This window comes from Flavobacterium ajazii, assembly GCF_010614725.1.
Taxonomy (GTDB): Bacteria; Bacteroidota; Bacteroidia; order Flavobacteriales; family Flavobacteriaceae; genus Flavobacterium; species Flavobacterium ajazii.
This window is the reverse complement of the sequence record NZ_JAAEHL010000010.1, coordinates 174,353-201,333: the sequence shown is the minus strand read 5'-3', so window position 1 is coordinate 201,333 and position 26,981 is coordinate 174,353. Positions and strand designations below refer to the sequence as shown.

The window sequence follows — 26,981 nt, the reverse complement described above, 5'->3', positions numbered from 1 at the left end:
TACAGTATTTCCTTAAAATCAATTAAATTCATAAAACAATTCATGTTTGATATTTCTGCATTAAAAGAAATGAAGCTTTCTGAGCTTCAAGAAATAGCTAAATTAGCTAAAACGATAAAAATTAATGGTGTCAAAAAAGATACTTTGATCAGTCAGATTTTAGCGCATCAGGAAGCGACAGTAGAGCCGCCTGTACCTGCTGTGGCAAATGCAGAAATAGTTGAAGATAAGCCCAAAAGAGCAAGAATTACTCCTGCTAAAAAGACAGCAGCCAATAAAAATGCTCCTGTTTTAGAGTTTGATAAAGTAGAAGAACCACGTGAGGAAATACAAACTCCGATTGTTTCAAAAGCAAATACTAAAAATCAGCCAAAGCCAAAAACAGAGGAAGTTGTTGAAAATAAAGGAGTTGCTGATAATGAAGTTGTAACAGAGAAAAAAGAGCCGAAAATCGTTAAGTTTAATAAATCTGCTTATGAAAAAAAGGTTGCTTTACAAAAAGAGAAAGAAGCAGCAAAAGAGGTAAGCGTTGAAGAAAAAGCAGAAACAGAAACGGAAACAAATGTTTCAGCTCCGGTAACTGAAAAGACAGAAGGAAATGCTCCGGTAAAAAAGATTAATCCTAATCAGAATAAAAACCAAAACCCGAATCAAAATCCAAATCCAAATCAGAACGGGAATGGTAATAATGGAAATCAGAATCCAAACCATAAAAATAAAAAGAATAATAATAACTTCAGGGATTCAGATTTTGAATTTGACGGAATTATCGAAAGTGAAGGTGTTCTGGAAATGATGCCTGACGGTTACGGGTTCTTACGTTCATCAGATTATAATTATTTAGCTTCTCCTGACGATATTTATTTGTCAACTTCACAAATCAGATTATTCGGTTTAAAAACCGGGGATACCGTTAAGGGAGTTGTTCGTCCTCCAAAAGAAGGTGAGAAGTTTTTCCCTTTGGTTCGTGTTCTTAAAATTAATGGTCACGATCCGCAGGTAGTTCGCGACAGAGTTTCTTTTGAACACCTGACGCCAGTTTTTCCTTCAGAAAAATTTAAATTAGCCGAAAAAGGCAGTTCTGTATCAACCCGAATTATTGATTTATTTTCTCCAATCGGAAAAGGACAGCGTGGTATGATAGTCGCACAACCGAAAACCGGTAAAACAATGTTACTAAAAGACATTGCCAATGCGATTGCAGCCAATCATCCTGAAGTTTATCTAATCGTTCTTTTGATTGATGAACGTCCTGAGGAGGTTACAGATATGCAAAGAAGTGTACGCGGAGAAGTTATTGCTTCAACTTTTGACAGAGAGCCACAGGAGCATGTGAAAATTGCAAATATCGTACTTGAAAAATCAAAACGTCTGGTAGAATGTGGTCATGATGTAGTAATTTTATTAGATTCGATTACACGTTTGGCAAGAGCTTATAATACTGTTCAGCCAGCGTCAGGAAAAGTATTAAGTGGAGGTGTTGATGCTAATGCGCTTCAAAAACCAAAACGTTTCTTTGGAGCTGCCAGAAATGTTGAAAACGGTGGTTCGTTAAGTATTATTGCAACAGCATTGACAGAAACTGGTTCTAAAATGGATGAGGTTATCTTTGAAGAATTTAAAGGTACCGGTAACATGGAACTTCAGTTGGATCGTAAAATTGCAAACAAACGTATTTTCCCTGCAATCGATCTTACATCATCAAGTACACGTCGTGATGATTTATTGTTAGACGAAAAAACATTACAAAGAATGTGGATTATGCGTAAATATCTTTCTGATATGAACCCGGTAGAGTCAATGGATTTTGTAAATGATCGTTTTAAGAAAACAAAAAATAATGAAGAGTTTTTGATTTCGATGAATGACTGATAAAGTTACTAAGTTGCTGAGGGACTAAGTTTCTAAGACTTTTACGTTGAGATTACTATAATATAAAAAAGGGATGAGTTTTAACTTATCCCTTTTTTTAAACTTAGAACCTTAGCAACTTAGTACCTTAGAGCCTATTTTTTATCCACTAACGGTCTGTTTTCTCTATTAGCTAGTTCCCAGGCAACAACAAACGCTAATTTTGTTCTTTTTGTTAAAGCATCGTATTCGATTTTTTCTGCTATATCGTCTTTACCATGGTAATCTTCGTGAACGCCGTTAAAAAAGAAAACCGCCGGGATACCATGTTTAGCAAAGTTATAGTGATCAGAACGCTCGTAAAAATGGTTTGGATCTTTAGGATCGTTGAATTTGAAATCTAAATCCATTTTGATGTATTTGTCATTTTGTGACACTACAGCATTATGTAAATCTGATGATAATCTGTCCGCTCCAATTACATATACATAATTGTTTGTTTTAGCATGTTCTACATCACGACGACCAATCATATCAATATTAATGTCGGCTATTGTATTGGCGATAGGAAATAAGGGATGTTCAGAATAGTAACGTGAACCATGCAAACCGTGTTCTTCACCTGTTACGTGCAGGAATAAAATAGAGCGTTTTGGTCCGTGGCCTTCTTTTTTAGCTTTTGCAAAAACTTTTGCCATTTCTAATAAGGCTACCGTTCCGGAACCATCATCATCTGCACCATTATAAACCTCACCATTTTGAATACCAACATGATCATAATGAGCTGAGATCACTAAAACTTCATCCGGTTTTTCAGAACCTTCAATGTATGCCCAGATATTCTCTGAATCCTGTAAGTTTTCATTGCGTCTGGCATTTAGGTAAGATGCCGGAATGTGCTGGTAATAATCTGTAGCACCTTTTGGAAAAGAGATTCCATTTTTTTTGTATTGCCCGATCATGTAAAGTCCTGCTTTCTTTTGTCCTTTAGAACCGGTTTCACGGCCTTCCATTTCATCAGAAGCTATTGTGTAAAGCATTGTTTTCAAGTTTTTTTCGGAAATTTTTTCAATGTATTTAGAAGGATCCGAATTGTCCTTAGAGGAAACACTTTGGGTGTTTTTACATGAAAATGCAGCAGCTATTAAAAATAGAACTAAAAGTTTTTTCATTTGTGTTTAATGTAAATTGATGAAAATGTATAAAATATAGAAAATGAGTAAAAATAGAATAAAAATAAAGTTTATAACAAATAATGTTACGCTTTTAACAAATGAAACAATTCTGCTTTCTCCATAAAAGCGGTGATGTGCAGGATAGAAATAATAGCACATCCAAAGTCCTCCGAAAAAATTAGTGATGTTTGATATAAAACTGATGGGACTCTCATCTCCAAATAATCCAATTAGTTTTTGAATAATGAATAGAATCAGAAAAATCAATAGTAAAAAAGAGAAATAATGGAGTGTAAATATTCCATGATCAAAATAATACCATCTTTTTTTGTCATGAAACAGCCATAAAAAGAAGGCGAAAAAAGGCATAATTATAAAAAGAATTTTTGGGATATTGTGAAAGAAAGATTCGATGAATTTTTCAAGGATTTCGTCTTTTGTATTATGTTCGGTAACTGTTGAAATCTTTTGGTAAATCCAATATTCAAATGCAGATAACTTTTCTTTTTCCGGTCCATATTTTTGAATCGAATCGATTTCCTTCATTGATTTAAATCCTAAATCTATTTTTTCATTAGAAATTGCTTCTTCTTTGTTGGTTTCTGTTTTTTCTGTAGAAATGTCTTTTTCATTTACTTTATTAGGAAACATAGCAAGCGAAAGAAAAGTAATAAAACTGATAAAAATATAGAGCCGTACAGGAGCCAGATAAGAAAGTCTTTTTCCGGAAAGATATTCTTTAGTTAAAGTTGCCGGCTTAAAAAGCAGATTTCGAATCGTTTTCCAAAAAGCATTTTCGTAATGTGTCAGATCTTCAAAAAAGTGAATGAACAAATGATGAAATGTTTTTCTGCTGTCCGAATTCTCTTGTCCACAATTGGGACAAAACTTTTGCTCTACAACATGACGGCAGTTGAGGCAGGTTTTATCTTCTCTGATTTTATTATGCGACATTGATTTTTGGTTTAGTTTTGGTTGGTTTATTAGTTTACTTTTTAAGTACCTCGTTCAGAAAAAGCTGTAAATGCTCAAAAGAACGTTTTGCAGCTACGGCATTGTAAGCAGCTCCTTTTGAGTTGTCGTTTCCTGCTTCAGGATTTGTGAATGAATGTACTGAATTTGCATAATAAATCATTTGCCAGTCGGCTTTGGTATCACGCATTTCCTGCTGAAAAGCAGCTATTTCTTCTTTTGAAACAAATGGATCGTCAGCGCCATGACAGGCTAAAACTTTGGTTGTGATAGTTTCAGATGGTCTCGTTGCATCTTTGCCTAAACCGCCATGAAAAGAAACGACTCCTTTTAAATTCAGATGTGCGCGGGCAGCTTCTAAAACTCCGGTTCCGCCAAAACAATAGCCAATAGCCGCAATATTATCGGCATTTGCACCAGATTTGATTAATTGATCTAAAGCTAACTGAATACGTTTTTGATACGCTTCATAATTCTTTTTGTAAAAACCTGCCTGCTTACCTGCTTCGGAAGTGTTTTTAGGATAATTTCCTTCTCCATAAATATCAGCTATAAAAACGGTATAACCCAGTTTTGATAAATTTTCGGCAATTTCTTTTGAAGCATTGTCAATTCCAAGCCAGGCTGGCAAAAGCAAAATTCCCGGATTTTGACTGCTTTTTTTTGCAGATTTTATAGATAATCCGTTTAAAACCTGATTACCATCGCTGTATTTTACGGCTTTTAACTGGGCGTTCATAGTACTGAAGAATAAGGAAATAACTAAAATTAAGAATGTTGATTTTTTCATGATTTTTTTACAATTTATAACAAATATCTAAAATATAATCGTACAAAAAAACCTCAAAAGGGTTTTCTTTTGAGGTTTTTGAAAAGGAATTAAAATATTGAAAATTAAAATTTTAAATGTAATATGTGAAGTTTTAAAGGGTAATGTTTCTTTTAAAAGCACATCCCAATTCTACAATAGAATCGGTTTTGGCAATGCCTGAAATCCGGTCTATTTTTTCGTAAAGAATATTACGCATGTGCTCGTGATTTTTGGCTATGATTTTTATATAAAGTGTAAAAGAACCTGTAACATAATAACACTCCGTAATTTCAGGAATTTGTTTTAAAGCTTCAATAATCCTTTCTGAATCCGAATCTTTATTGAGTGTAATTCCGGTAAAAGAAGCCCAGTCATAACCGATTCTTTTTTCGTTAACCAAAGGTTTTATCCCTGAAATGATACCCTGTTCTGTTAAGCGATTTACCCGTTGATGCACCATAGTATTTGAGATTTTCAGATTTGCTGCAATGGTTGAAAAAGCCATTCTGCCGTCTTTTTCCAGTTCCTTGATAATTTTGATGTCAAATTGGTCTAATGAATCCATTTTTGCATTGTTTAGAATTAAAATTGACTTTTAATTTGGTTTTATTTTTTAAAATTGACTTTTTAAATGTAAATTAAAGTCAAAAGTATGGCTTTTTATTGTAAAATAAAATAATATAATTAATTTTGGAAAAGATAAAAAACAGAAAATCATGGAACAGACTAAACAAATTCTTTCTTCTAAGTCAGAAGCTTTAGTGGAGAAAGAAAACAAATACGGAGCTCATAATTATCATCCGCTTCCTGTAGTTTTAGACAGGGGAGAAGGTGTCTATGTCTGGGATGTGGACGGAAAGAAATATTACGATTTCCTTTCGGCTTATTCTGCCGTAAACCAGGGACATTGCCATCCTAAAATTGTAGGAGCAATGGTTGATCAGGCACAAAAACTGACCTTGACTTCACGTGCTTTTTACAATGATAAATTAGGAAATTACGAAGAATATGTAACCAACTATTTTGGTTTTGATAAAGTTCTCCCGATGAACACAGGTGCCGAAGCGGTAGAAACAGCTTTGAAACTTTGCAGAAAATGGGCTTATGAAGTAAAAGGTATTCATGAAAACCTGGCACAAATTATTGTTTGCGAGAATAATTTTCATGGAAGAACCACCACTATCATTTCTTTTTCGAATGATGAAAGTGCCCGCAAGAGTTTTGGTCCTTTTACAGAAGGTTTTATAAAAATTGAATATGATAATCTGGAGGCTTTGGAAAAAGCGCTGGAGTCATCAAAAAATATTGCCGGTTTCCTGGTAGAACCCATTCAGGGAGAAGCAGGAGTTTACGTTCCGTCTGAAGGATTTTTGGCGAAAGCAAAAGCACTCTGCGAAAAACATAATGTATTGTTTATTGCTGATGAAGTTCAGACGGGAATTGCGCGTACAGGAAAGCTTTTAGCAGTGCACCACGAAAACGTACAGCCTGATATTTTGATTTTAGGAAAGGCAATTTCCGGCGGTGTTTATCCAGTTTCGGCGGTTTTGGCAAATAACGAAATCATGAATGTGATTAAACCGGGACAACACGGATCTACTTTTGGAGGAAATCCGGTTGCAGCTGCTGTTGCGATTGCGGCCCTTGAAGTGGTGAAAGAAGAAAAACTGGCTGAGAATTCAGAACGCCTGGGAATTATTCTGAGAAAAGGATTAAACGAAATTGCCGAACGTAACAATTTAATTACACTGGTTCGCGGAAAAGGTTTGCTAAATGCGATTGTAATCAATTCTGATGAAGAATCAGATCTGGCGTGGGAAATCTGCCTGAAATTCAGAGATAATGGTTTGCTGGCTAAACCAACTCACGGAAACAAAATTCGTCTGGCTCCACCTTTGGTCATTACAGAAGATCAAATTAAAGAATGTCTTGCTATTATTGAAAAATCTTTGAATCATTTCAGGTCTTAAGGACTTCGTGTCTTAGCCCAGATGGGAACGGCATCCTTTTTATGGCTCCTTTAGCCATAAAAAGATATAGTGGACAGCTGGAAATTGCTCCTGAAAATTATTAATGATGTTTTGATTGTCATTTCGACGAAAGGAGAAATCACACGAGAAACTCTACAAAGATTGGCGATATTCTGGATGGAATTTCTAGTGTGATTTCTCCCAAAAAGGTCGAAATGACAAAAAACACAAAAAGGCGATTGCATAAACAATCGCCTTCTGTTTATAATTGCTTAAAATATCAAAAAAAGCAATTATTAGGATGAGTTATTCACTCTGTATCATTAAAATCTAACTTTTTTAAGTTCCCATAAAGTCTCAATAAATTTATCGACATCCTGAGTAGTGTTGTAAAAAGCCAGTGAAGGGCGAACGGTAGTTTCTACTCCCAATCGGCGTAAGATTGGCTGAGCACAATGATGACCTGTTCTTACAGCGATTCCTTCTTTGTTTAAAGCCTGACCCACTTCATCATTTGAATAACCTTGCAGATTAAAAGAAAGCACACTTGCCTTATTAGCAGCAGTTCCTATCAATCGAACACCCGGAATTTCTTTCAGGAGTTTTGTGGCATATTCCAACAAATAATGTTCGTACTGACCGATGGCGTTGATGCCGATTTTTGTCACATAATCAATAGCGGCTCCAAGTCCAATAGCATCGGCGATATTACCGGTTCCGGCTTCGAAACGATTCGGTGCTTTGTGGTATTTTATTTCCTCAAAAGTGACATCCTGAATCATGTTCCCGCCTGATTGGTATGGCTGCATATCGTTTAGTAAATCTTCTTTTCCGTATAAAACACCAATTCCGGTTGGACCAAATATTTTGTGACCGGAAAAAACCAGCCAGTCGGCATTTAAATCCTGTACATCTACTTTCATATGCGAAACAGATTGCGCTCCATCCAGTAAAACCTTGGCTCCGACAGCCTGTGCCATTTCGACCATTTTTTTGGCTGGTGTTACGGTTCCGAGTGCGTTTGAAACCTGAGTAAAAGCGACAATTTTAGTTTTTGAATTCAGTAGTTTGGCATATTCATCCAATAGAATCTGTCCGTCATCATCGACCGGAATTACTCGTAATTTTAAGCCTTTTTTATCGGCCAGTCGTTTCCACGGAACAATATTGGCGTGATGTTCTAAATTGCTCACTACAATTTCATCTCCGGCTGAAAGATTGTTATCGCCCCAGCTTTGTGCCACAAGATTGATTCCTTCGGTAGCACCACGAACAAATACAATTTCATTTACAGAACCAGCGTTTAGAAAGGTTTTTACTTTTTCACGTGCTGCTTCGTATGCATCTGAAGCTCTTGCTGCCAATTCGTGTGCCGCACGGTGAATATTCGAATTTTCATGCTCATAAAAATAAGCAATGCGATCAATTACCGATTTTGGCTTTTGTGTCGTTGCAGCATTATCAAACCAAATCAGCGGTTTTCCGTTTACTTTTTCACTTAGAATCGGAAAGTCTTTTTTGATCAGATTAGCATCAAAAGGAGTATTTTCTAACTGATGAATTCCATGAAAAGAACTTCCTGTACCTGCTGTTGGAAACGAGTTCTTTTTATCAAACGCAAAAGGATTATTCTCAAGGAAATAATACGAATTCTGTGCTTCTATAGGGTTTAGTGTCAAAGCAGACTGAATTCCGAATACCGTGTTGACACTTGCCAATGCTTCTCTTAATTCACTTTCAAAGGACGAACTCTGCGTTTGAAAAGGCAGATAATTATCATTTAAAGGGAGAGATGAAAAAGGATTGCTGTCATGGCTTTTTCCTTTTAAATTAACATCATTAAAACCTGTATTAGGATTATTGATATTGAAATTTTTGTCGTTAGGAAAAACAGTATCCAGATCTGTAACCGGGTATAAACCCGCAACACCTGTATTTGCATAATTTCCAACAGAAGGCGATACTCCAAAACCACTCACAGGTGAATGAGAAGGGTAGGTGGTCGTTGGGTTCTGCAAGCTGGTATTTGGCGTAAACTCTGCCAGATTTCCTGCACTCAATAGCGTCTCTACAACTTTCGTAGCTTTTGGATGATCGTTATGGTCCGGGCTCAGTGAAATTTCTTTTGGAAATTCATTGGGCAGGGCTTTAAACAACTCATTGGCTATGTGCTGCAGATCGTCTATGTTGTACAAACCGTTGTTGTTAGTATTTGTACTCATGATACTTTCCTATTTCGACATCTTCTAAAACTGCTATAGCGTCATCAACCAAAATCGCTAATGAGCAATAAAGTGATACTAAATAAGAAGCAATTGCTTTTTCGTTTATTCCCATAAAACGAACTGATAATCCAGGAGATTGCTCGCCTTGTAATCCCGGCTGAATCAGTCCGATAACACCCTGACGGCTTTCACCTGTACGTAACAAAATGATTTTTGACTTACCATTTTGAATAGGCAGTTTATCTGATGGAATAAGCGGAATACCTCGCCATGTTAAAAACTGAGATCCAAATAAAGAAGTAGTAGGAGGTGGAACCCCACGACGTGTACACTCGCGTCCAAAAGCGGCAATAGCTAATGGATGTAATAAAAAGAATCCAGGTTCTTTCCATACTTTTGTCAATAATTCATCTAAATCATCAGGAGTTGGTGCGCCGGTTCTGGTTTTTATAATCTGAGAAGGAGCAACATTGCTTAATAAACCATAATCTTTGTTATTGATTAACTCGCTTTCCTGACGTTCTTTGATCGTTTCGATTGCTAAACGTAATTGCTCAGTAATCTGGTTATACGGTTTACTGTACAAATCAGAAACACGTGTATGAACATCTACGATTGTCTGAACAGCTGCCAGATTGTACTCTCTTGGATTATCGATGTAATCCACAAAAGTGTTTGGTAAAATTCTTTCGTCTCTTGCCGAGCAATCTACCTCGATATGACTGCCGTCTTTTACTTTATTTAGACGGTAAACCCCCGATTCTACCGGAGTCCAGTGTAAAAGATGCGTTAGCCAGCGTGGTGAAATAGTTCCGATTTGAGGAACCGAACGCGTAGCAATCGCTAATTGTCTTGCAGCTACGTCGCCCAATGCTGTCTGTTGTTTTTTTAATTCTGCCATAATTTAATTTTTAAAGGTTAATTGATTGGTCTATTTGTTATTATGTTTTTATGAGTAAATTTATGTTAAAAAAATAATGGGTAAATGTTTTTGGATAATTATTTGATTATGAATGTGTTAAATTTCTAATCAATATAGCTCATCAATAGAGAGATATCTTTCTCCAGTATCATAATTGAAAGTCAGAATCACAGCATTTTCAGGAATATCCTTCAATTTTTGAGCAACAGCTGATAGTGCTGCGCCAGTTGAAATACCTGCAAAAATTCCTTCTTCCCGGGTTATTTTTTTCGCATAATTAAAAGCAGCATCTTTTTCGACAGTAATAATTTCATCGATATATTTTCCGTTAAAAACGCCTGGAATAAATCCGGCACCAATTCCCTGAAGAGGGTGCGGAGAAGGCTGGCCTCCGCTTAGGACAGGCGATAAGGCAGGTTCTACAGCAAAGGTTTTTAAGTTGGGAAACTGCTGTTTTAAAATTTTTGAAACTCCCGTAATATGACCGCCGGTTCCAACTCCGGTAATCAGGTAATCTATACCGTCCGGAAAGTCTTTTATAATTTCCAATGCAGTAGTTCTTTCGTGAATTTCAACATTCGCCGGATTTTCAAATTGCAAGGGAATAAATGAATTTGGAATTTCTGCTGCAAGTTCATGTGCCTTTTCTACAGCACCCGAGGTTCCTTTTTCTCGAGGTGTCAGAACGAAATCTGCTCCATAGGCGTTCATTATTTTTCGACGCTCCAGACTCATTGATTCCGGCATGACCAAAATCACTTTATATCCTTTTACGGCAGCGACCAGTGCGAGGCCAATTCCGGTATTTCCTGAAGTTGGCTCGATTATAACCGAATCTGGATTTAAAAGTCCCTTTTTTTCCGCATCTTCAATCATCGCTAAAGCAATACGGTCTTTGATACTTGACCCGGGATTTGTTTTTTCGAGCTTAATCCAAACCTGATGGTTTTTGAAAAGTTTATTTAGCCTTACGTGTGGCGTATTGCCTATGGTTTCTAATATATTTTGATATTTCATAATAGTTGGTTTGCTTTTCTCACCATATAAGTGATATAAGTTCATTTTAGTTTTAGTCTATTGCAATGCTTTAAAAAATTTTTCACGCAGATTTAAAAAGATTTAAGCAGATGTACGCAGATTTTTTCATAAATATTATCTAAATTAAATCTGCCAGAATCTGCGTGAAACAAAAAACTTTTTTAGGCATTGCTTTTAAATGAACTTATATAACTTATATGGTTTAAATTTTTTTTATATCGAATAAAAAATAGGTTCCGGAAACGGATTATTATCCTTGATTTTCATTTCGTTTTTATGGTACACTACAGAATTTGAAGGAACGGTATATGTCAGCCAGACATTTCCTCCAATAATTGAATCCCTGCCTACAGTAGTCTGTCCGCCAAGGATAGTGCTGTTGGCATAAATAATCACATTATCTTCAATCGTTGGGTGTCTTTTGATAAAAGCTTCTTCTTTTTTTACACTTAATGCACCAAGCGTAACGCCCTGATAAATCTGTACATTATTTCCAATGACAGCAGTTTCCCCAATTACGATTCCGGTTCCGTGATCTATGGCAAAATCATCTCCAATCTGCGCTCCGGGATGAATTTCGATACTGGTCTTAATGTGAGCATATTCTGAAATAGTTCTTGCCAAAAGTTTCAAATCCTGCTCCCAAAGCTGATGAGAGAAACGGTAAATCGCTATGGCAAAAAATCCGGGATAAGAATATAAAACTTCCTCTAAAGTTTTGGCTGCGGGATCTTTCGCAAAAATAGTTCTGGCATCATCTATTACTTTTTTATGCAATCGCGGCAACGCTTCAAAAAATGTTTTGGTCTGAAGATTGCTTTTTCCGTCTTCAGGAGCAAAATCCAATACCAATTCATTAAACTGAATATCTAATTCTGTGAATTTACCTTCAATAATAGTCACATTGCCTAAAGATTTTGAGGTAGTTGAAAACAGGACACAGAACAATTCATCAATAAAATGATGTATTAATTTCTTTGGAGGCAGAATCAATAAGTTTTGATGCTGATTGGCTATTTCCTGATAAAATGAGTTCATATAGAATTGTTTTTTGCGTTAATACAGTTTTTAACTTGTAGTAGCTGTCCGTTTTAGTTTTATAATATTTTCTGTGAAGGCATAATAATTTAGGTCTGAATGCAAAATCTTACATCAAATCATTAAATAAGTAACCTTGAAAAAAATGCTTTTTAATTTTTGATTCTTCTTAAAAATCAATTTAAAAAATGGATGGGAGTGAGTTTTAACAACAGAAACACATATAACAAAATGTGTTATGAATATATTTTTTAGGAAGAGTAAAATGTGCTGTGTTTGTCGTTGTTTTCAAAATGTAGTTTTTTTGATATTTTATAACTCTACTAATTCTATAGACAAAGTTAAATTTAAAAAATTAAAAACCAAATATTTTTTAAATTTTCTTCAAATAAGAATAAAAGTAGAAGGATTAAGGTATTTTGTTTGGTTTTAATGTGTTGATTTTTAATGATTTTTTGTTTTTGTTTTGAAATAAAAAAGACAGGAAATAAATGTGAATTATTCACACTTTATTCCTGTCCTTGTATAATTATCTTCTCGAGAAGAAGAAAATCTAAGAGCTTTGTAACTTACTTTTTAGCAGCAGCTCCCGGAATCAGTTCGTTCTTTTGTTTGAATTTGCTGTATTCCACAACACCGGTTTTGTCTGCCCAGTCAAAATATTTGGCCGAAAGCTCATTTACGATTCCCGGGTTTTGCTGAGCGACATTGTTAGTTTCGCCCCTATCATTTTCTAAGTTGTAAAGTTCCCATTGGTATGATGGATAGATAGAAACTAATTTCCATTTTCCTTCTCTTACGGCTCTGTTTCCGGCTCTTTCCCAGAATATAGGAGCACCTCTGTTCACTTCTGAAGCACCGTCAATTAATACAGGCAGTAAACTTTTTCCAGGTAGCGGATTTGAAGTAACGCCATTCAGCTCTTTTGGATACTGAATTCCGGCTAAATCATAAAAAGTAGGGGCAAGGTCAATAAGGTGTCCTGTTCCTTTATCAATTCTGCCGGCTTTGATTTTGGATGGATACCAGGCAATGAAAGGAGAACTGAAACCGCCTTCATGCATATTGTTTTTATAATCCTGCAATGGCGTATTAGACAAATAGGCCCAGTTTTGTTCCTGATAGTCAAAAGAACCTGAAGTTCCAATTGGCCCGTCATTTTTCACCAATCCTCTTCTTAACGGGTTGTAAGTGTTGAATCCGCCTTGTGCACCATTGTCAGAGATAAATACAATCAGGGTGTTTTTGTCTTTTTTCAGGGCTTTTAATTTGTCTAAAACCTTTCCGACATTCTGATCCATGTTGTCTACCATTGCAGCATACACTTCCATTTTGGCTTTCCAGAATTGTTTTTCGTCATACGTTAATTTATTCCATTCCGGTACTTCAGGATCTCTCGGAGCAATCGTCTGATCGGCTAATAAGATTCCGTTTTCTTTCAGTTTTTTGATTCTTTTTTCTCTTAAAACGTCCCAGCCTTCATCAAATTTCCCTCTGTATTTGGCAATATCAACAGGTTTCGCCTGCAAAGGCCAGTGAGGCGCTGTAAAGGCAAGGTATAAGAAGAACGGTTTATTTTCTTTGTTTTGCTCGTCCAAAAATTGCACGGCATTGTTTCCAATTTCATCTGTAAAATAATACGAATCCGCCTTTGGATGCAGTTCTTCATTATTACGGATTAAGGCTACCGGATAAGGGCTTTTTCCAAAAGGTAATCCGTCTGTGTTAAAGTAATTGGCAGCACCTTTTAAGATTCCGTAAAATTTGTCGAAACCTCTTTGGTTTGGCCATTGTGCTTTATCTTCAGAACCTACGTGCCATTTTCCGGACATTAAAGTACTGTAACCGCCTGAGCGAAAAACTTCTCCCAGAGTTAGAGATTCTTTATTGAGATATCCCTGATAAGCCGGTAATCCTAAATTTACGTCAAAATAGCCAACACCGGCTTTATGCTGATATTGACCTGTTAAAAGAGAAGCTCTTGTTGGCGCACAAATTGAGTTGTTGTAAAACTCGCGTAAACGTGTACCCTCGGTAGCTAATCTGTCCAGGTTTGGTGTTTTAATTTCCGAGCCATAATTTCCTAAGTCAGAATAACCCATGTCATCTACCATAATCAGGATGACGTTTGGTTTTGATGAATTGGTTTGTGCTTTCAATTCATAAGATCCCAATGCCCCGATCAGCAGGACAGAAAGCAAAGTTGTAATTCTTTTTTGATTCATTTTATTGTAATTACTGTTAGTACTTATTTAATTCTGGAAAGTTTTTTAACACATAGAAACATAGATTTGTAAGCGTAAAAAGGCGTTTCACTTATTCAAAAAACACATAGCTATGTGTTGAGAAATGTGTTTCTCTTTTAAGTTCTTTTCAATAACAAAAAGCTTATGTTTTTCTAGGTATTAAAATTCTTTATCTCTCCATTCCGGAACTTGTTTCAGATTTTTATTCAAATCCAGTTCTCTTTGTGGAATCGGGAAATGAACATGTTTTGGCTGCGCATTGGTTTTACCCGCTGCTTTTAGTTTTGCAACAAAATAATCAGGGCCTCTTCGGGCAAGATCAAACCAGCGCTGATATTCGTAAACCAGTTCTTTTCTTCGTTCTTCAAAAACGGCTTCTCTAAAATCATCCTGGCTGATTGAAGGGGAAGTTACCGATAGCAAATCAATTCCGGCTCTTTCTCTCACACGGTCAATTCCGGCAAATGCTTCTGTAGTTGGGCCGTTAAGTTCATTTAAGGCTTCTGAATTGATTAGTAATATTTCTGCAAATCGGATAATTGGTGTGTTTTTTGAAGACTGTCCCGGTGATGCCGGTGTTGTCGGATCAAAATATTTATTGAAATGAGGTGCTACTTTATACGTTTTTCCATCGGTTGGACTCACAAATTCAATCGCAAACGTGATGTATTTACGTTTATCATTTTCGGCGAAAGCCTCAAAAAGACCACCGGCAGTGTGCAGAGCATCGGCCTGATCTCCTGCAATTCCGGGTACAGAAGTAGGGGCAGCGGTAGAAGCCAGCATATTTCCGTTCCAGTTGGTAAGTCCTTTAAATTGTGCTGAAAAGATATGTTCTTTACCGTTTTTGGTAGCTACATTAAATACATCGGCGAAATTTTCGAACAGGTCATAAACTTTGCTGTCAATCACTTCTTTACTTTTATCAGCCGCTTTTTGCCATTTTTTCTGGGTCAGATAGACTTTAGACAATAAACTTTTGGCAGCACCTGAAGTGATTCTTCCTTTAATAGGCTGTACAATCGGCAAGGCTTCAGCATCAAGTAAATCGGTTTCGATCTGTGCATAGACATCAGCTTCCGGAGTATTAGGAGGGTTTATTGCTTCAGGAGTAAGTGAAGTAGTTTCGTGCAAAACCAACGGAACATCCCCAAACCATCTCACAATATTGAAATACAATACAGCTCTCAAAAATTTAGCCTCATTAATCAGGTCGATATCTTTTTGCGAATTTAGATTCGGATTTTTAGCAATGTTATCGATTGCGACATTTGCCCTGTTTATTCCGTCATAACTCTGACGCCAAATTTCTAACATACGGTCATTTGAAGCATCATGCGTCAGGTTTGATAAAGCTCTAACATGCGCATTTCTGGCTCTCGGACCTGCTTCATAGTCATCTGTTGCCATTTCGATTGAAATTTGAATCAGACGATTGTAAAGTGTATGTGTACTGCTGTTGATGGCGTTATAAATTGATAGTACGGCCGCATCAGCATCTTCTGTGGTATTGTAAAAATTGCCTGTACCGATAAAAGCTTTTGGATTTTCATCCAAAGGATTACAAGCACTAAGGCTGAAAATAAGTAGTAGACTATATAGTGTTATATTTTTCATGATGTATCGTTTTAGAATGTTACAATTAAACCACCCGAAATTGTTTTGGATGCAGGGTAAATTCCGGTATCTGTTCCCGGAGAAATAGTGGTTCCGTTGGTTACCTCAGGATCGAATCCTGTGTATTTGGTGAAAGTGAAAAGGTTTTCGCCTACGACTCTGAACTTAACAGAAGTCAGAAGCAGTTTTTCTGAAACCTTTTTTGGTAAATTATAACTGAAGGTGATGTTTTTGATTCTCACAAAAGAACCATCTTCAACAAACCTATCAGAGAAAATAGGTGCCGGATCCAGTTTGGCACGTGGCGTTGAGGTGCTTGGATTAGTTGGAGTCCAGGCATCTAAAGCACTTGTGGAAGCATTTTGCTGTCCGTTGTACAATTCAAGAGCCTGAGCATTTCCGTTCAGGATTTTATTTCCAACCGATCCATTGATAAGTGCAGATAATTCAAAACCTCTGTACGTAAAAGTATTAGTGAAACCAAATATAAAATCAGGCTGTGCATCACCAATGCTGGTTCTGTCGGCAGCGGTTGTAAAAGCACCATCACCATTGATATCTTTATACAAACGGTCACCCGCTTTAGGAGTTGCATTTCCAGTAAATGCTCCCTTTGTAGCGATATCTGCCGTTTGTAGAATACCATCGGTTACAGCACCGTAAAAGGTACCTAAAGATTCTCCTTTTCTAAGGATGTAATTCCCGAAAGTATAGAATTCAGCATCATTTCCAAGCGCAATGATTTTATTGCTGTTGAATGAAATATTGAAATTTGAATTCCATGAAAAAGCGGTGTTTCCAAGAGCTGTATTGATTCCTAATTCAATTCCCTGATTTTGTACGGTACCAAAGTTCTGTAATGATGAGGTAAATCCTGTCGTATATGGAATTTGAACTGCCAATAGTAAATCTTTTGTTGTTTTGCGATAAACGTCTACTGTCAGGTTCAGTTTATCATCAAAAAAACCTACGTCAACACCAGCATCAAACTGGTTGGTCAATTCCCAGCCTAAATCATCATTTGAGATTCTGGTTGGCGTAAAGCCGGTGTAAATCTGGTCTCCAAAAAGGTATTTCACACTGCTTAATGTAGCAAGTGACTGGTATTCTCCAATTTCCTGATTTCCGGTAGCACCGTAACTGGTTCTGATTTTTAAGCTGTTGATGACATCTTTTACAGGAGTAAAAAAGTCTTCATTGCTAATTTGCCATGCGACAGCAAAAGAAGGGAAATAACCCCATTTATTATTTTTTCCGAATCTGGAAGAACCGTCGGCTCTTAAACTTGCCGTTAAAAAATATTTTGAATCATAGTTGTAGTTAACCCTTGATAAATAGGAGTTCAAAGCCCAGGTGCTTTCTCCTGAAGAAGGCATTAAAGCCACATTCCCACTTTGAAGACTGTAATAATACGTAACATCGTTTACAAATTGCTGAGAGCCTGCTGTAACAAATTCTTTAGTAGAATTTTGCTGCGTATAACCCGCCAAGACATTCAGATTGTGTTTTTCTCCAAAAACTTTAGAGTAGGTAAGGGTGTTTTCGTTTAGCCAGGTTCTTGAATCGGCTGTTCCAATTTTCCCTTCTCCATTTGTAATCAGTCCTTCATAAATAGAGGACGGAAGATAACTTTTCTCTTTGTTGAAAATTAAATCTGTTCCAAAAGAAACTTTGAAAACCAGGTTTTTCAGGATATCATATTCGCCGTAAATCGTTCCAAGGATTCGGTCTGTAATGGCTTCATTTTTACGCTCATTTAAGGTTGCAATTGGATTTGCGAAGATGTTTTCAAATGGATTTCTTAGCGTATAACTTCCGTCCGGCTCATAAATAGTGGCAGTAGGAGGCATGCTTAGTAAAGAAGTGATCAAACCTGCCGGAGCCACTTTTGATTTCGTTTCTGAAATGGTAAGATTCAAACCAATTCGTGCTTTGCTGCTTATTTTCGAAGTCAGGTTAACTCTTCCGCTCAGCCTTTCAAAACCGGTGTTTTTAATAATTCCTTCCTGATTGTAATAATTCCCAGAAACAGCATATTTAGTCTGATTGTTTCCGCCTGAAATACTCAACTGATGATTTTGTACAAGTCCTTTCTGAAAGGCTTCTTCCTGCCAGTCAACTCCTTTTCCTAGTGCCGCAATTTGCGCATCACTTAAATATTGATTTGTGCCCAAAGCAGGATTTGTATCGTATAAAGCAGCATTTCGAAGTCGGGCGAAACCTTTTGCATCCAAAACATCCACTTTATTGCGTACTTCCTGCTGGCCAATGGTAAAATCATAATTTACCGTCATGGCACTGGCAGATCCTTTTTTCGTAGTAATAATCACAACACCGTTAGCTCCTCTGGATCCGTAGATTGCTGTAGAAGAAGCATCTTTTAAAACCGTAATAGATTCAATATCGGCAGGATTTATGGAGGATAGCGGATTTGTTGGCGTTCCGCTCAAAACTCCTGAAGTCACATCCGAATTATAAAGCGGGAATCCGTCAATTACATACAACGGTTCATTTCCTCCCTGGATCGAACTTCCTCCACGAATACGAATGCTTAATCCCGCACCCGGCTGACCTGAAGTCTGTGTAACGTTTACCCCGGCTACAGAGCCCTGAAGTGAGCTTTCAAGTGTGCGTTGTGTTGCCTTTAAAGCTGTAGATGAAACGGTTTCGGCAGCACCTGTATAATCTTTTTTTGTAGTGCTTCCGTATCCGATGATTACAAGTTCATCGAGTTCTTTGCGGTCTTCTTTTAATGAAATCTGAACAAAATCAGTAGTAGCAGTGTGTTCTGCGGTAACATAACCGATATAACTTACGATCAGGATGTATGGGAATTTTTGGCCTGTCTGGAAATAGAACTTTCCGTCTAAATCGGTTACTGCTGTATGTGTGGTACCTTTAATCTGAATGTTAACTCCCGGAATTGGCTGATTGGTAACCTGATCGATGACAGTTCCGTTTAGTGTAGAGTTAATGGTGGCTTGTGTATTTTGGGCATTAATGCCGGCTGAAATCAATAAAATGCTAATCCATAAAAGGATATTTATATTTTTTGTCATTACGTAATGTAGTTTTGGTAATTATAAAAAGGAGTCCTGAAAGTTTATTTTTAAACTCTCTGTTAGTCCTTTATTTAGCGATAAATTTTCTTTAATCCTGATATTTCCGTTGCCGCAGAAATATTTTGATTTTTTAGCAGATGCTGTACGTTTTCTTCATTATTATTTTAGTTTTAAATTTGTTTTGAATATATTTTAACATGCTTTTTGCTTTAAAAATGCCAGCAAACAGCTAGGTATTTACAATAAAAATTTTGGTGATGCAATGATTACGTTTAGAAAATAGTAATTGGATTAAAGATGGCATATTGAAGATTTAACAACAGTGGCACATACAACGGGAAGTGTTATACGTGTAGTTTTTAAGAAGAAAATGATGTGCGGGGTTAACTATTGTTTTCAAAATATAATTGCTTTTGGATAAAATTTATAACTCTACTAATTCTATAGACAAAGTTAAATTTAATATAATGATATCCAAAAGTTTTTTTAATTTTTTTTAAAATGTTAGGAAAGATGCGGATGAGATAAATATAATTTTATTTTTAATTATCTGATTTTTAACGTTTTGTTTGAAATAAACAAAGAGTGTAAAATACTCATCGAAGTATTATACACTCTTTGTTCTTTAATTTTTAACTTCCTAATGAATCTTAAAAGAAAGTTTTATAGTCTTAAATTATTTATCCAAATAACAAAAAAGCAATAATCAGCGTAATAATCACATTAAAAAACTGAGCAATCAGAAAAGCAAATAAAGGCTTTTGACTGTTGTTGCTGAATAAATCCTTAAAGTTAGTCTCTAAACCGATACTGGTAAAAGCGAGGGCAAACCAAATTCCCTGAAGGTTTTTCAAACTGTCTTTTACTAAATCTCTTGTTTCAGAAGTAATCAGAAAAGAAAATACGACTGAAGCTGCAATAAAGCCAATTACAAATTTTGGAAAACGTTCCCAAATAACTCCTAAGGTTGGTTTTGAAGCAACAGCTTCTTCAGATTTATTATGGGTATAAGTCCAATAAACTGAGATGGCAAAAGCGGCCAGTCCCAATAAAACATTTTGTGAAAATTTTACAATTGTACTGATTTTCAAAGCGGTTTCTCCCACCAGTGTTCCTGATGCGACAACTGCGCCGGAAGTATCAATACTGCCGCCCAGCCAGGCTCCTGTAACTTCTTCGGAGAAATTAAAATATTGGGCAATAACGGGCATGAAAATCATCATTGGAATAGCAGTAACTAATACCATCGAAATTACATATGACAGTTTTTTTGAATCGCCTTTAATAGCTCCCGAAGTTGCAATAGCCGCAGAAACCCCGCAAATAGAAACCGCACTCGAAATCATCATAGTCAGTTCATCATCGACTTTTAATTTTTTGCAAAGCCAGAAAGCAAAATACCAAACCGATAAGACTACAACTAAAGCCTGAATTAATCCTAAAGAACCTGCTTTCAGAATGTCTGAAAAAATAACGCTTGTTCCCAACAAAACCAATCCAATTTTCACGAAAACTTCTGTTGAAAGTGCGGAACGAAACCATTCCGGCAGTTTGAAGAAATTGCCAATTACAAGACCAATAATCAAACTAAAAATAACGGCTTCTAAATTAAGCCCTTTTATGAATGTATTGCCGGCAATAATTAATGCTAAAACTGTCAGCAGATACACGATTGGAAAACCCAATAAAAAGTTTTTTACCGATTTGCCAATTAAAAAAACAGCAATAGTTCCGATAATAATCAGATAAATAAACTGAACCAGCAGAATTTGCAGATTTCCAAAGGAAAATACATCTGTAAGCAGATCGGATCCGTTGGACCATTTGAATGCCGGGACTTCAGGAAGAAATACAAAAAGTGAAATTCCGATGATTAAAAATCCTAACAGTACGACTGTCCAGTCTTCGTGAAGGGTAGGTTGTTTTGTTTTTTGTGACATTTTAGTTAATGGTTATGGTTTAGTTTTTTATTTATGTAATGAATGTAATAAAAGTATTTTTAAATGTGTTTTGTGAAATATAAAAAAGTGTCAGGCTGAGGGGAGTCGAAGCCCTTCAGTATCCATAGGTCTTCAATTCTATTCAGGTTGACATTGTCTATTTGCTTTTTCAAAATACAAAGCGACCAATTCGTATTGAACTGACCGCTTTTGTATTTGATCTTATTTGTATTCTATGGTAATATTATTCAATTTTCCTGTGAAATTGAACGGAACTTTGTATTTGTCTGAGACAGGAGAATTTCGGTCTGCACCAACATCAATACCGTCTTTGTAAATACCTATTCTGCCTTCAGAAGCTATAATTTGTCTTTCTGCTACTTTTTTGTCATTGATATAAATGGCCTCTGTTCCGGCAGGAAGATTTCGGTCTTTATTGCCTTTTGGAGGGGAAGTATAATTGAACTCAAATTTTAGTTTTGACTTTCCAACAGGAACAGGAACATTCGATTCCAAATGTTTAATGATACTTCCGGTATTATGGGCTACAATAAATTTTCCGTCTTTGATGAACAAACTCAGACCGTCAAATTCAGAACCGGTAGCAAAGAGAACTCCTTGTTCTGTTGTAGATTTTAATTCAACATCCGCAGTAATTGTGAAGGGATCGTTTTGAAATTGAGGTCCGCTGTACGTAAGAAACTGATCAATTCCCGGATACAAAATTACTTTGTTTTTCAATCCAAACGGACTGCGTTCTCTTCCGCCTGCGCTGTGTCCTAATGCATGATCAGTCAGAGGATAAACATTATATTTTATGGCTTCTGCATCAAATAAAGCCTGTAATTCTTTTACCTTTTCAGGAAATTTAGCTGCTAAGTCAATACGTTCGTTAAAATCTTCGTTCAGATTATACAGTTCCCACACATCTTTAGAAAAGTCTGTTCCTGATTTGTGAAAAACCGAAGCTTTCCAGCCATCCTTAACAATAGCACGTTTTCCAAAAAGTTCATAATACTGAACAGTGTGACGGTTGGGTGCATCGGCATTTTTAAACGAATAAACCAGACTGGTACCTTCTATAGGCTGTTGTTTGAATCCTTTTATTACCTCTGGTACTTTTGCACCGGTTAATTCATAAATAGTCGGGGCGATATCAATTACGTGTCCATATTGGTTATGTATCGCACCTTTTTTAAATCCGCCATTTGGATAATACACAATAAGCGGCTGGTGTGTTCCGCCTTCACTGTTAGGATCGGCTTTCCATAAACGGAAAGGGGTGTTGGTGGCCTGTGTCCATCCCGAAGGAGCATCCTGAAACGAATGTTCTGTTCCGATCTTATCAATATTTTTATAAAGTTCAGCAACCTGTTTGTCTTCATCCAGACTGCTGATATATCCATTGAAAGATCCGTTCGTCGGACTGTGACTTGATCCGTTATCTCCAATACTTACCAGAATAACGGTATTATCTGACTGTCCTATTTCTTTCAGATAATTAACAATACGTCCAAATTCATAATCAGCATGCGTTAAAAAGCCTGCGTACACCTCCATAAAACGGGTATATACTTTTTTCTGTTCAGGCGTTAAGCTGTTCCATGCTTTTACCGTTGGGTCACGATCCGGCAATACTGCATTTGCAGGGATTACCCCCAGTCTTTTTTGGCGTGCAAATACTTCTTCACGATACCAGTCCCAGCCTTTGTCGAATTTACCTTTGTACAAATCGCTCCATTTTTTATCTACCTGATGCGGAGAATGAATAGCTCCGGTAGCAAAATAAAGGAAAAACGGTTTTTCTGGTTGTATTGATTTTTGGTTGGCAATATAACTAATAGCTTTGTCTGCCAATAATGTAGTTAAATGTTTGTTGTTGGGTTCAATATCAATGACTTTTCTATCCTCGTATAAGTTGGGATGATATTGATCTGTATGCCCTAACTGAAAACCATAAAAATGATCAAAACCACGTCCCACAGCCCATCTGTCAAAAGGGCCGTTTGTGGTAATTTCATCTAATGGAGCCACGTGATACTTTCCAACAGCAAAAGAATTATAATTATTTTCATGTAATACTTCGGCAATCGTTGCTTTGTCACCAGGCATAATGGCATCATAACCCGGAAAGCCGCTGGAGCTGTAGTTCAAAGTTCCCATGTGTACCGAATGATGGTTTCTACCCGTCAGTAAAGCCGCACGTGTAGGAGAACAAACCCCTGTGGAGTGGAAATTGGTATAACGAATACCGTTATTGGCCAAACTGTCTAATACCGGGGTTTGCATGAGTCCTCCAAAAGCGCTTGAAGTACCATATCCGGCATCATCAATCAGGAAAACAATTACGTTTGGTGCTCCTGCCGGGGCTTTTTTCTTTTCGGGATGATACTCTTGTGACTCAGCGACTGTCCTTCCGATTTTCCCTTTAAACTCTTTATCGGAAGTTAATTGTCCGGATTGTTGCCCATAAGCATTCATTAATACGGAAGATACCAAAAGCATCCTGATTCCGGTTTTGAAAATTATTTTATTCATTGTAATTTTTTTAAAAGTTATTTTATTTCTGCTGTAATGAAATCCTTAAAAGCCTTTGCTGTTTCTTCCAAAATTTTCGGAGAAGTGGTACTGGCATCATCAGTATTTACATGAAAAAACGGATGCGCATACGAAACGCCTGCAAATCTTTTGTATCCTTTTTTTGCCACATAAATAAGTTCTCCACCCGGATTTTCATTTGCCAAAACTTTCACCGCATCAATTCCTGCAAATGCAGTATTGAAGGATTTTTTTACAGGGTCATTAAAGAAGAATCTCCGTTTTGGATCAACATTGGTTTGCTTTACTAATCCTGAAGCAGTGGTTTTGTATTCCAATGTTGCTGCACCCGCACCAAAGTGAATCCACAAGTGTGTTTTTTCTACAGGCGGTGCATTTTGTTCCAGGTATTCATGTGCGCCTTTAAAAGCATGTTCATGACCTGAATTGCCGGTAAACACAAAGGTATATTTCGATTTTAGGGAAGCAGCCCATTTGGCTAGTGATAGCCAGATAGCGATACCCGAACCACGTTCTCCGCCACAGGTAAACCAGCCGCTGATAGGAGTTGAGATTACAATGTACTTATCTCCATTACCAATTGTACCATAAACATTACGGCCTTTGACATCTTTAAAAGTACCGTTAACAGCCAGCGTAACCGGTTTACTGCTTTTTACAAAGGCAAGTGCTTTTACACTGTCTTTGGGTGCAATTAAAATAATCGGAACCTTCCATGGCTGCTGATCTTTGTTGGTATTGTAGGCTTCGATTTCTCCCGACTGATTATCGGTAATGGCAACGATGCCTTTAACACCCAAATTGATAATCGAATCAATATAAACTTTCGGATTGGCTCTTTGCTTTTTAAGCGGAAGATGAATCAGTGCAATATTATCTTTGCAATAGGCATTATCTTTACCTGCATCAACTAATGGGGCTGTCACAGTTCGGCTGGCTTTCTCATCTACCCACCATAACGGAAAGGCTTTTATCGTTTCTTTTCCGTTAGACAGGGATACTTTTTCGGGAAAGAATTGCCGAATAGGAAATTCCAGATACTTTACGTTGTATCCATAAGAAACCAGCTCTTTGCCCAGCCAGTCTGACGTAGCCAGATCGGCTGGAGTCCCGGTGCGGTGTTCGCCAAGGGAAACAAATTTCTGAACGGTAGAAAACAGTTGATTCCCATTGAAAAAATCAGCTTCGGATTTGTTCTGACCTAATGTGGTGGCTCCAATTAACAGGAAAGCTGCAAGGATTGAATATTTTGATTTCATACTTTCTTACAATAAATTATTGTACACTTTGTTCAATCACAATCTTTGTTACTTTTCCTTTAAAATCAAACGGTACCGGATAGGATTTGGTTACCGGAGAATTTAAATCTTTACCCACGCTAATTCCTTCACCAGAGATACTGTTAAGGTATTTTCCACGGTTAATATTATTTTCTTCAGCTACTTTTTCGCCATTAAGAGACAACACAATACTTTTTGAATCGGTATATTCTAGTTTGATGGTATTTTTACCAACATTAAGTGGTTTAGATGCTGTCAGAATTTTTTCTTCCAATCCATTGTTGAGAATGTATTGCAGTTTTCCGTCTTTAATGTAGAGGCTGGAACCACCCAATAATCCACCGTTTGCAAATATTACGCCTTCGTCAGTTTTCGCATAAGTTTCAATATTTGCGGTAATGGTTACAGCTCCTTTTCCAATATTGACCTGAATTTTTTGTGATACTCCTTCAAGAATTACCGTTTTGGGCTTAATTACAGGTTTTGCCAATCCTTCCTGATAACTGTGTAAAGGATAGACGTTATTGTTTTTGGCTTCGCTGTCAAACAAATCCTGAAGTTCTTTCAGTTTTTCCGGATTCTTTGCTGCTAAGTCATTAATTTCATTCCAGTCTTCGTTCAGGTTATAAAGTTCCCATTTGTCCTGACTGAAAGGGCGTGGGTTAAAATTCGGGTCATTGCTTGCCGTATCACCGGAGTAATTTCGCGGATGATAAACGCTTGCTTTCCAGCCATCTTTATAAATCGAACGGCCTCCATGAAGTTCATAGTATTGTACATGATGACGCGTTGGTGCCTTTCCGTCGTTGAAAGAAAAAGCAAAACTGGTTCCCTGAATTGGCCATTGCGGATATCCGTTGATTACTTCCGGAACACTGACTTTTGCAAGTTCAACTGTTGTAGGCAAAATATCCGAAACGTGACTGTACTGCGTGCGGATGCCTCCTTTTTCCTTTATTCCGTTTGGCCAGCTAACAATCAACGGATTGTGTGTAGCGCCTTCACTGTTGGCATCACTTTTCCAGTAACGGAAAGGCGTATTACAAGCCTGAGACCATCCTAACGGATAATTTGGATTAGAGTTTTCTGTTCCTATTTTGTCTAAATTGTCCAGTAAAAATGGCACATTGCTTCCGGCAGTATTGCGTTCTCCTATGCCCAAAGAACCTGTATAAGTTCCTTCTTTACTGCCTCCGTTATCACCAATAATTAAAAAAATCAGCGTATTATCAAGTAAATCTGAACGTTTTAGAAAGTCGACTACACGTCCAATTTCGTGATCGGTGTAGGCAAGGAAGCCTGCGTAATTTTCCATGAAACGTGCATATACTTTCTTTTCATCAGCAGACAGGCTGTTCCAGTCTTGTACGCCTGCCTGACGCGGAGGCAAAACAGTTCCTTTTTGTAATAATCCCTGAGCTGTTTGTCTCTTAAATACTTCCTGACGGTACCAATCCCAGCCTTTGTCGAATTTACCTTTGTATTTGTCGCTCCATTCTTTGGCAACATGATGAGGTGCATGCGTTGCCCCGGTTGCATAATACACAAAAAACGGTTTTTCCGGATCGGTTGATTTTTGATTGGCAATATACGAAATGGCTTTATCTGCCAACAGCTCGTTCAAATGTTTGGCATTGGGTTCAATATTGATTTCATTGATACCATCGCTAAGCTGTGGATGCCATTGGTCTGTCGCACCGCCATAAAATCCGTAGAATTGTTCAAATCCGCGTCCGGTTGGATATCGATTAAACGGGCCATTAAGACTTTGCTGTGCCGGTTGTATGCCGTGCCATTTACCGAGTGCAAAAGTGTTGTAGCCGTTTTCACGAAAGATTTCGGCAACAGTTCCGGCTTCTAACGGAATTTCACCTAAATAGCCAGGTTCACCAATTCCTAATTCGGCATGATGACCCATAGCCACTTTGTGATGGTTTCGTCCGGTTAATAATGCTGCTCGTGTGGGGCTGCAGATACCCGTTGTATGAAAATTGGTATAACGCAGACCATTATTAGCAAGTGCTTCGAAGTTTGGCGTTTCTACCAAACCACCAAAAGCTGATGAAGAGCCAAAACCGGCATCGTCAAGCAGAATCCATAATACATTTGGCGCATCTTTCTTAGCTTTTACTTTTTCGGGCCACCACTGAGTCGATTCGTCAAGTGTTTTTCCAATCTTTCCCTGAAAAGGCTGAATGGGCTGATGCTGAGCTATAATGGCAGTACTTGTTCCAAATAGAGCCAATGCAGAAATTAAAAGTTTATCTATATTCAT

17 protein-coding genes are annotated in these 26,981 nt (G+C 37.2%); 2 read left to right on the top strand and 15 right to left on the bottom strand.

All coding sequences use genetic code 11. The features are described 5' to 3' along the window. Window positions 1-42: 42 nt before the first annotated feature. Window positions 43-1,872, top strand: a complete 1,830-nt coding sequence (gene rho / locus GWR14_RS18075; RefSeq protein WP_163410483.1) for a transcription termination factor Rho — start codon at window positions 43-45, stop codon at window positions 1,870-1,872. 134 nt (window positions 1,873-2,006) lie between these two features. Here rho and GWR14_RS18070 read toward each other — a convergent pair whose 3' ends face one another. The 4 genes from GWR14_RS18070 to GWR14_RS18055 form a co-directional block, all read right to left on the bottom strand. Then, entirely contained in the window at window positions 2,007-3,023 is a 1,017-nt protein-coding gene (locus GWR14_RS18070; RefSeq protein ID WP_163410482.1) for a M28 family peptidase, read from the bottom strand. Window positions 3,024-3,029: 6 nt separating this feature from the next. Continuing rightward, entirely contained in the window at window positions 3,030-3,980 is a 951-nt protein-coding gene (locus GWR14_RS18065) for a DUF3667 domain-containing protein (protein WP_163410481.1), read from the bottom strand. Between the two features lie 34 nt (window positions 3,981-4,014). Next, on the bottom strand, window positions 4,015-4,788 hold the full coding sequence (locus GWR14_RS18060) for a dienelactone hydrolase family protein (protein ID WP_163410480.1): 774 nt from the start codon (window positions 4,786-4,788) through the stop codon (window positions 4,015-4,017). A 133-nt stretch (window positions 4,789-4,921) separates the two neighbouring features. Then, a complete protein-coding gene (locus tag GWR14_RS18055) occupies window positions 4,922-5,374 on the bottom strand; it encodes an Lrp/AsnC family transcriptional regulator (protein ID WP_163410479.1) in 453 nt (150 codons plus the stop codon). Window positions 5,375-5,525: 151 nt separating this feature from the next. Here GWR14_RS18055 and rocD point away from each other — a divergent pair, with 151 nt between their 5' ends. After that, the gene (gene rocD, locus GWR14_RS18050) at window positions 5,526-6,779 is read left to right on the top strand and encodes an ornithine--oxo-acid transaminase (RefSeq protein ID WP_163410478.1); all 1,254 of its coding nucleotides are present in this window, start codon (window positions 5,526-5,528) and stop codon (window positions 6,777-6,779) included. A 323-nt stretch (window positions 6,780-7,102) separates the two neighbouring features. Here the strand turns inward: rocD and GWR14_RS24025 are convergent, their stop codons facing one another. From GWR14_RS24025 to GWR14_RS17995, 11 genes are all read right to left on the bottom strand, one after another. Continuing rightward, the gene (locus tag GWR14_RS24025) at window positions 7,103-9,001 is read right to left on the bottom strand and encodes a family 2A encapsulin nanocompartment cargo protein cysteine desulfurase (protein ID WP_163410477.1); all 1,899 of its coding nucleotides are present in this window, start codon (window positions 8,999-9,001) and stop codon (window positions 7,103-7,105) included. After that, complete coding sequence (locus GWR14_RS18040; RefSeq protein ID WP_031455760.1) at window positions 8,985-9,905, bottom strand: family 2A encapsulin nanocompartment shell protein; 921 nt, start codon at window positions 9,903-9,905, stop codon at window positions 8,985-8,987. Before GWR14_RS18040 ends, GWR14_RS24025 begins: the two co-directional genes overlap by 17 nt. Before the next feature lie 129 nt (window positions 9,906-10,034). After that, window positions 10,035-10,943 carry a cysteine synthase A gene (cysK, locus tag GWR14_RS18035; protein ID WP_163410518.1) on the bottom strand — a complete coding sequence of 303 codons (909 nt, stop codon included), beginning with the start codon at window positions 10,941-10,943 and terminating at the stop codon, window positions 10,035-10,037. Window positions 10,944-11,177: 234 nt separating this feature from the next. Further along, window positions 11,178-12,002 (bottom strand): serine O-acetyltransferase EpsC, encoded by an 825-nt coding sequence (gene epsC / locus GWR14_RS18030; protein ID WP_163410476.1) that lies wholly within the window; start codon window positions 12,000-12,002, stop codon window positions 11,178-11,180. Window positions 12,003-12,571: 569 nt separating this feature from the next. Then, on the bottom strand, window positions 12,572-14,227 hold the full coding sequence (locus GWR14_RS18025; RefSeq protein ID WP_163410475.1) for an arylsulfatase: 1,656 nt from the start codon (window positions 14,225-14,227) through the stop codon (window positions 12,572-12,574). Between the two features lie 180 nt (window positions 14,228-14,407). Continuing rightward, window positions 14,408-15,865, bottom strand: a complete 1,458-nt coding sequence (locus GWR14_RS18020; protein ID WP_163410474.1) for a RagB/SusD family nutrient uptake outer membrane protein — start codon at window positions 15,863-15,865, stop codon at window positions 14,408-14,410. 11 nt (window positions 15,866-15,876) lie between these two features. Then, window positions 15,877-18,924, bottom strand: coding sequence for a SusC/RagA family TonB-linked outer membrane protein (locus GWR14_RS18015; protein WP_163410473.1), 3,048 nt, complete (start codon window positions 18,922-18,924; stop codon window positions 15,877-15,879). 683 nt (window positions 18,925-19,607) lie between these two features. Continuing rightward, window positions 19,608-20,867: a YeiH family protein gene (locus GWR14_RS18010; RefSeq protein WP_163410472.1), complete on the bottom strand. Its 1,260-nt coding sequence runs from the start codon at window positions 20,865-20,867 to the stop codon at window positions 19,608-19,610. A 222-nt stretch (window positions 20,868-21,089) separates the two neighbouring features. After that, window positions 21,090-23,405 (bottom strand): arylsulfatase, encoded by a 2,316-nt coding sequence (locus tag GWR14_RS18005; protein ID WP_163410471.1) that lies wholly within the window; start codon window positions 23,403-23,405, stop codon window positions 21,090-21,092. A gap of 17 nt (window positions 23,406-23,422) precedes the next feature. Then, entirely contained in the window at window positions 23,423-24,685 is a 1,263-nt protein-coding gene (locus tag GWR14_RS18000) for a zinc-binding metallopeptidase family protein (RefSeq protein WP_163410470.1), read from the bottom strand. A gap of 16 nt (window positions 24,686-24,701) precedes the next feature. Next, complete coding sequence (locus GWR14_RS17995; RefSeq protein WP_163410469.1) at window positions 24,702-26,981, bottom strand: sulfatase-like hydrolase/transferase; 2,280 nt, start codon at window positions 26,979-26,981, stop codon at window positions 24,702-24,704.

Coding starts and splice junctions, on each gene's coding strand:
- rho (WP_163410483.1), top strand. CDS start 43: ATGTTTGATATTTCTGCATTAAAAGAAATGAAGCTTTCTGAGCTTCAA.
- GWR14_RS18010 (WP_163410472.1), bottom strand. CDS start 20,867: ATGTCACAAAAAACAAAACAACCTACCCTTCACGAAGACTGGACAGTC.
- GWR14_RS24025 (WP_163410477.1), bottom strand. CDS start 9,001: ATGAGTACAAATACTAACAACAACGGTTTGTACAACATAGACGATCTG.
- GWR14_RS18070 (WP_163410482.1), bottom strand. CDS start 3,023: ATGAAAAAACTTTTAGTTCTATTTTTAATAGCTGCTGCATTTTCATGT.
- rocD (WP_163410478.1), top strand. CDS start 5,526: ATGGAACAGACTAAACAAATTCTTTCTTCTAAGTCAGAAGCTTTAGTG.
- epsC (WP_163410476.1), bottom strand. CDS start 12,002: ATGAACTCATTTTATCAGGAAATAGCCAATCAGCATCAAAACTTATTG.
- GWR14_RS18060 (WP_163410480.1), bottom strand. CDS start 4,788: ATGAAAAAATCAACATTCTTAATTTTAGTTATTTCCTTATTCTTCAGT.
- GWR14_RS18040 (WP_031455760.1), bottom strand. CDS start 9,905: ATGGCAGAATTAAAAAAACAACAGACAGCATTGGGCGACGTAGCTGCA.
- GWR14_RS18055 (WP_163410479.1), bottom strand. CDS start 5,374: ATGGATTCATTAGACCAATTTGACATCAAAATTATCAAGGAACTGGAA.
- GWR14_RS18015 (WP_163410473.1), bottom strand. CDS start 18,924: ATGACAAAAAATATAAATATCCTTTTATGGATTAGCATTTTATTGATT.
- GWR14_RS18005 (WP_163410471.1), bottom strand. CDS start 23,405: ATGAATAAAATAATTTTCAAAACCGGAATCAGGATGCTTTTGGTATCT.
- GWR14_RS18020 (WP_163410474.1), bottom strand. CDS start 15,865: ATGAAAAATATAACACTATATAGTCTACTACTTATTTTCAGCCTTAGT.
- GWR14_RS18065 (WP_163410481.1), bottom strand. CDS start 3,980: ATGTCGCATAATAAAATCAGAGAAGATAAAACCTGCCTCAACTGCCGT.
- GWR14_RS17995 (WP_163410469.1), bottom strand. CDS start 26,981: ATGAATATAGATAAACTTTTAATTTCTGCATTGGCTCTATTTGGAACA.
- cysK (WP_163410518.1), bottom strand. CDS start 10,943: ATGAAATATCAAAATATATTAGAAACCATAGGCAATACGCCACACGTA.
- GWR14_RS18025 (WP_163410475.1), bottom strand. CDS start 14,227: ATGAATCAAAAAAGAATTACAACTTTGCTTTCTGTCCTGCTGATCGGG.
- GWR14_RS18000 (WP_163410470.1), bottom strand. CDS start 24,685: ATGAAATCAAAATATTCAATCCTTGCAGCTTTCCTGTTAATTGGAGCC.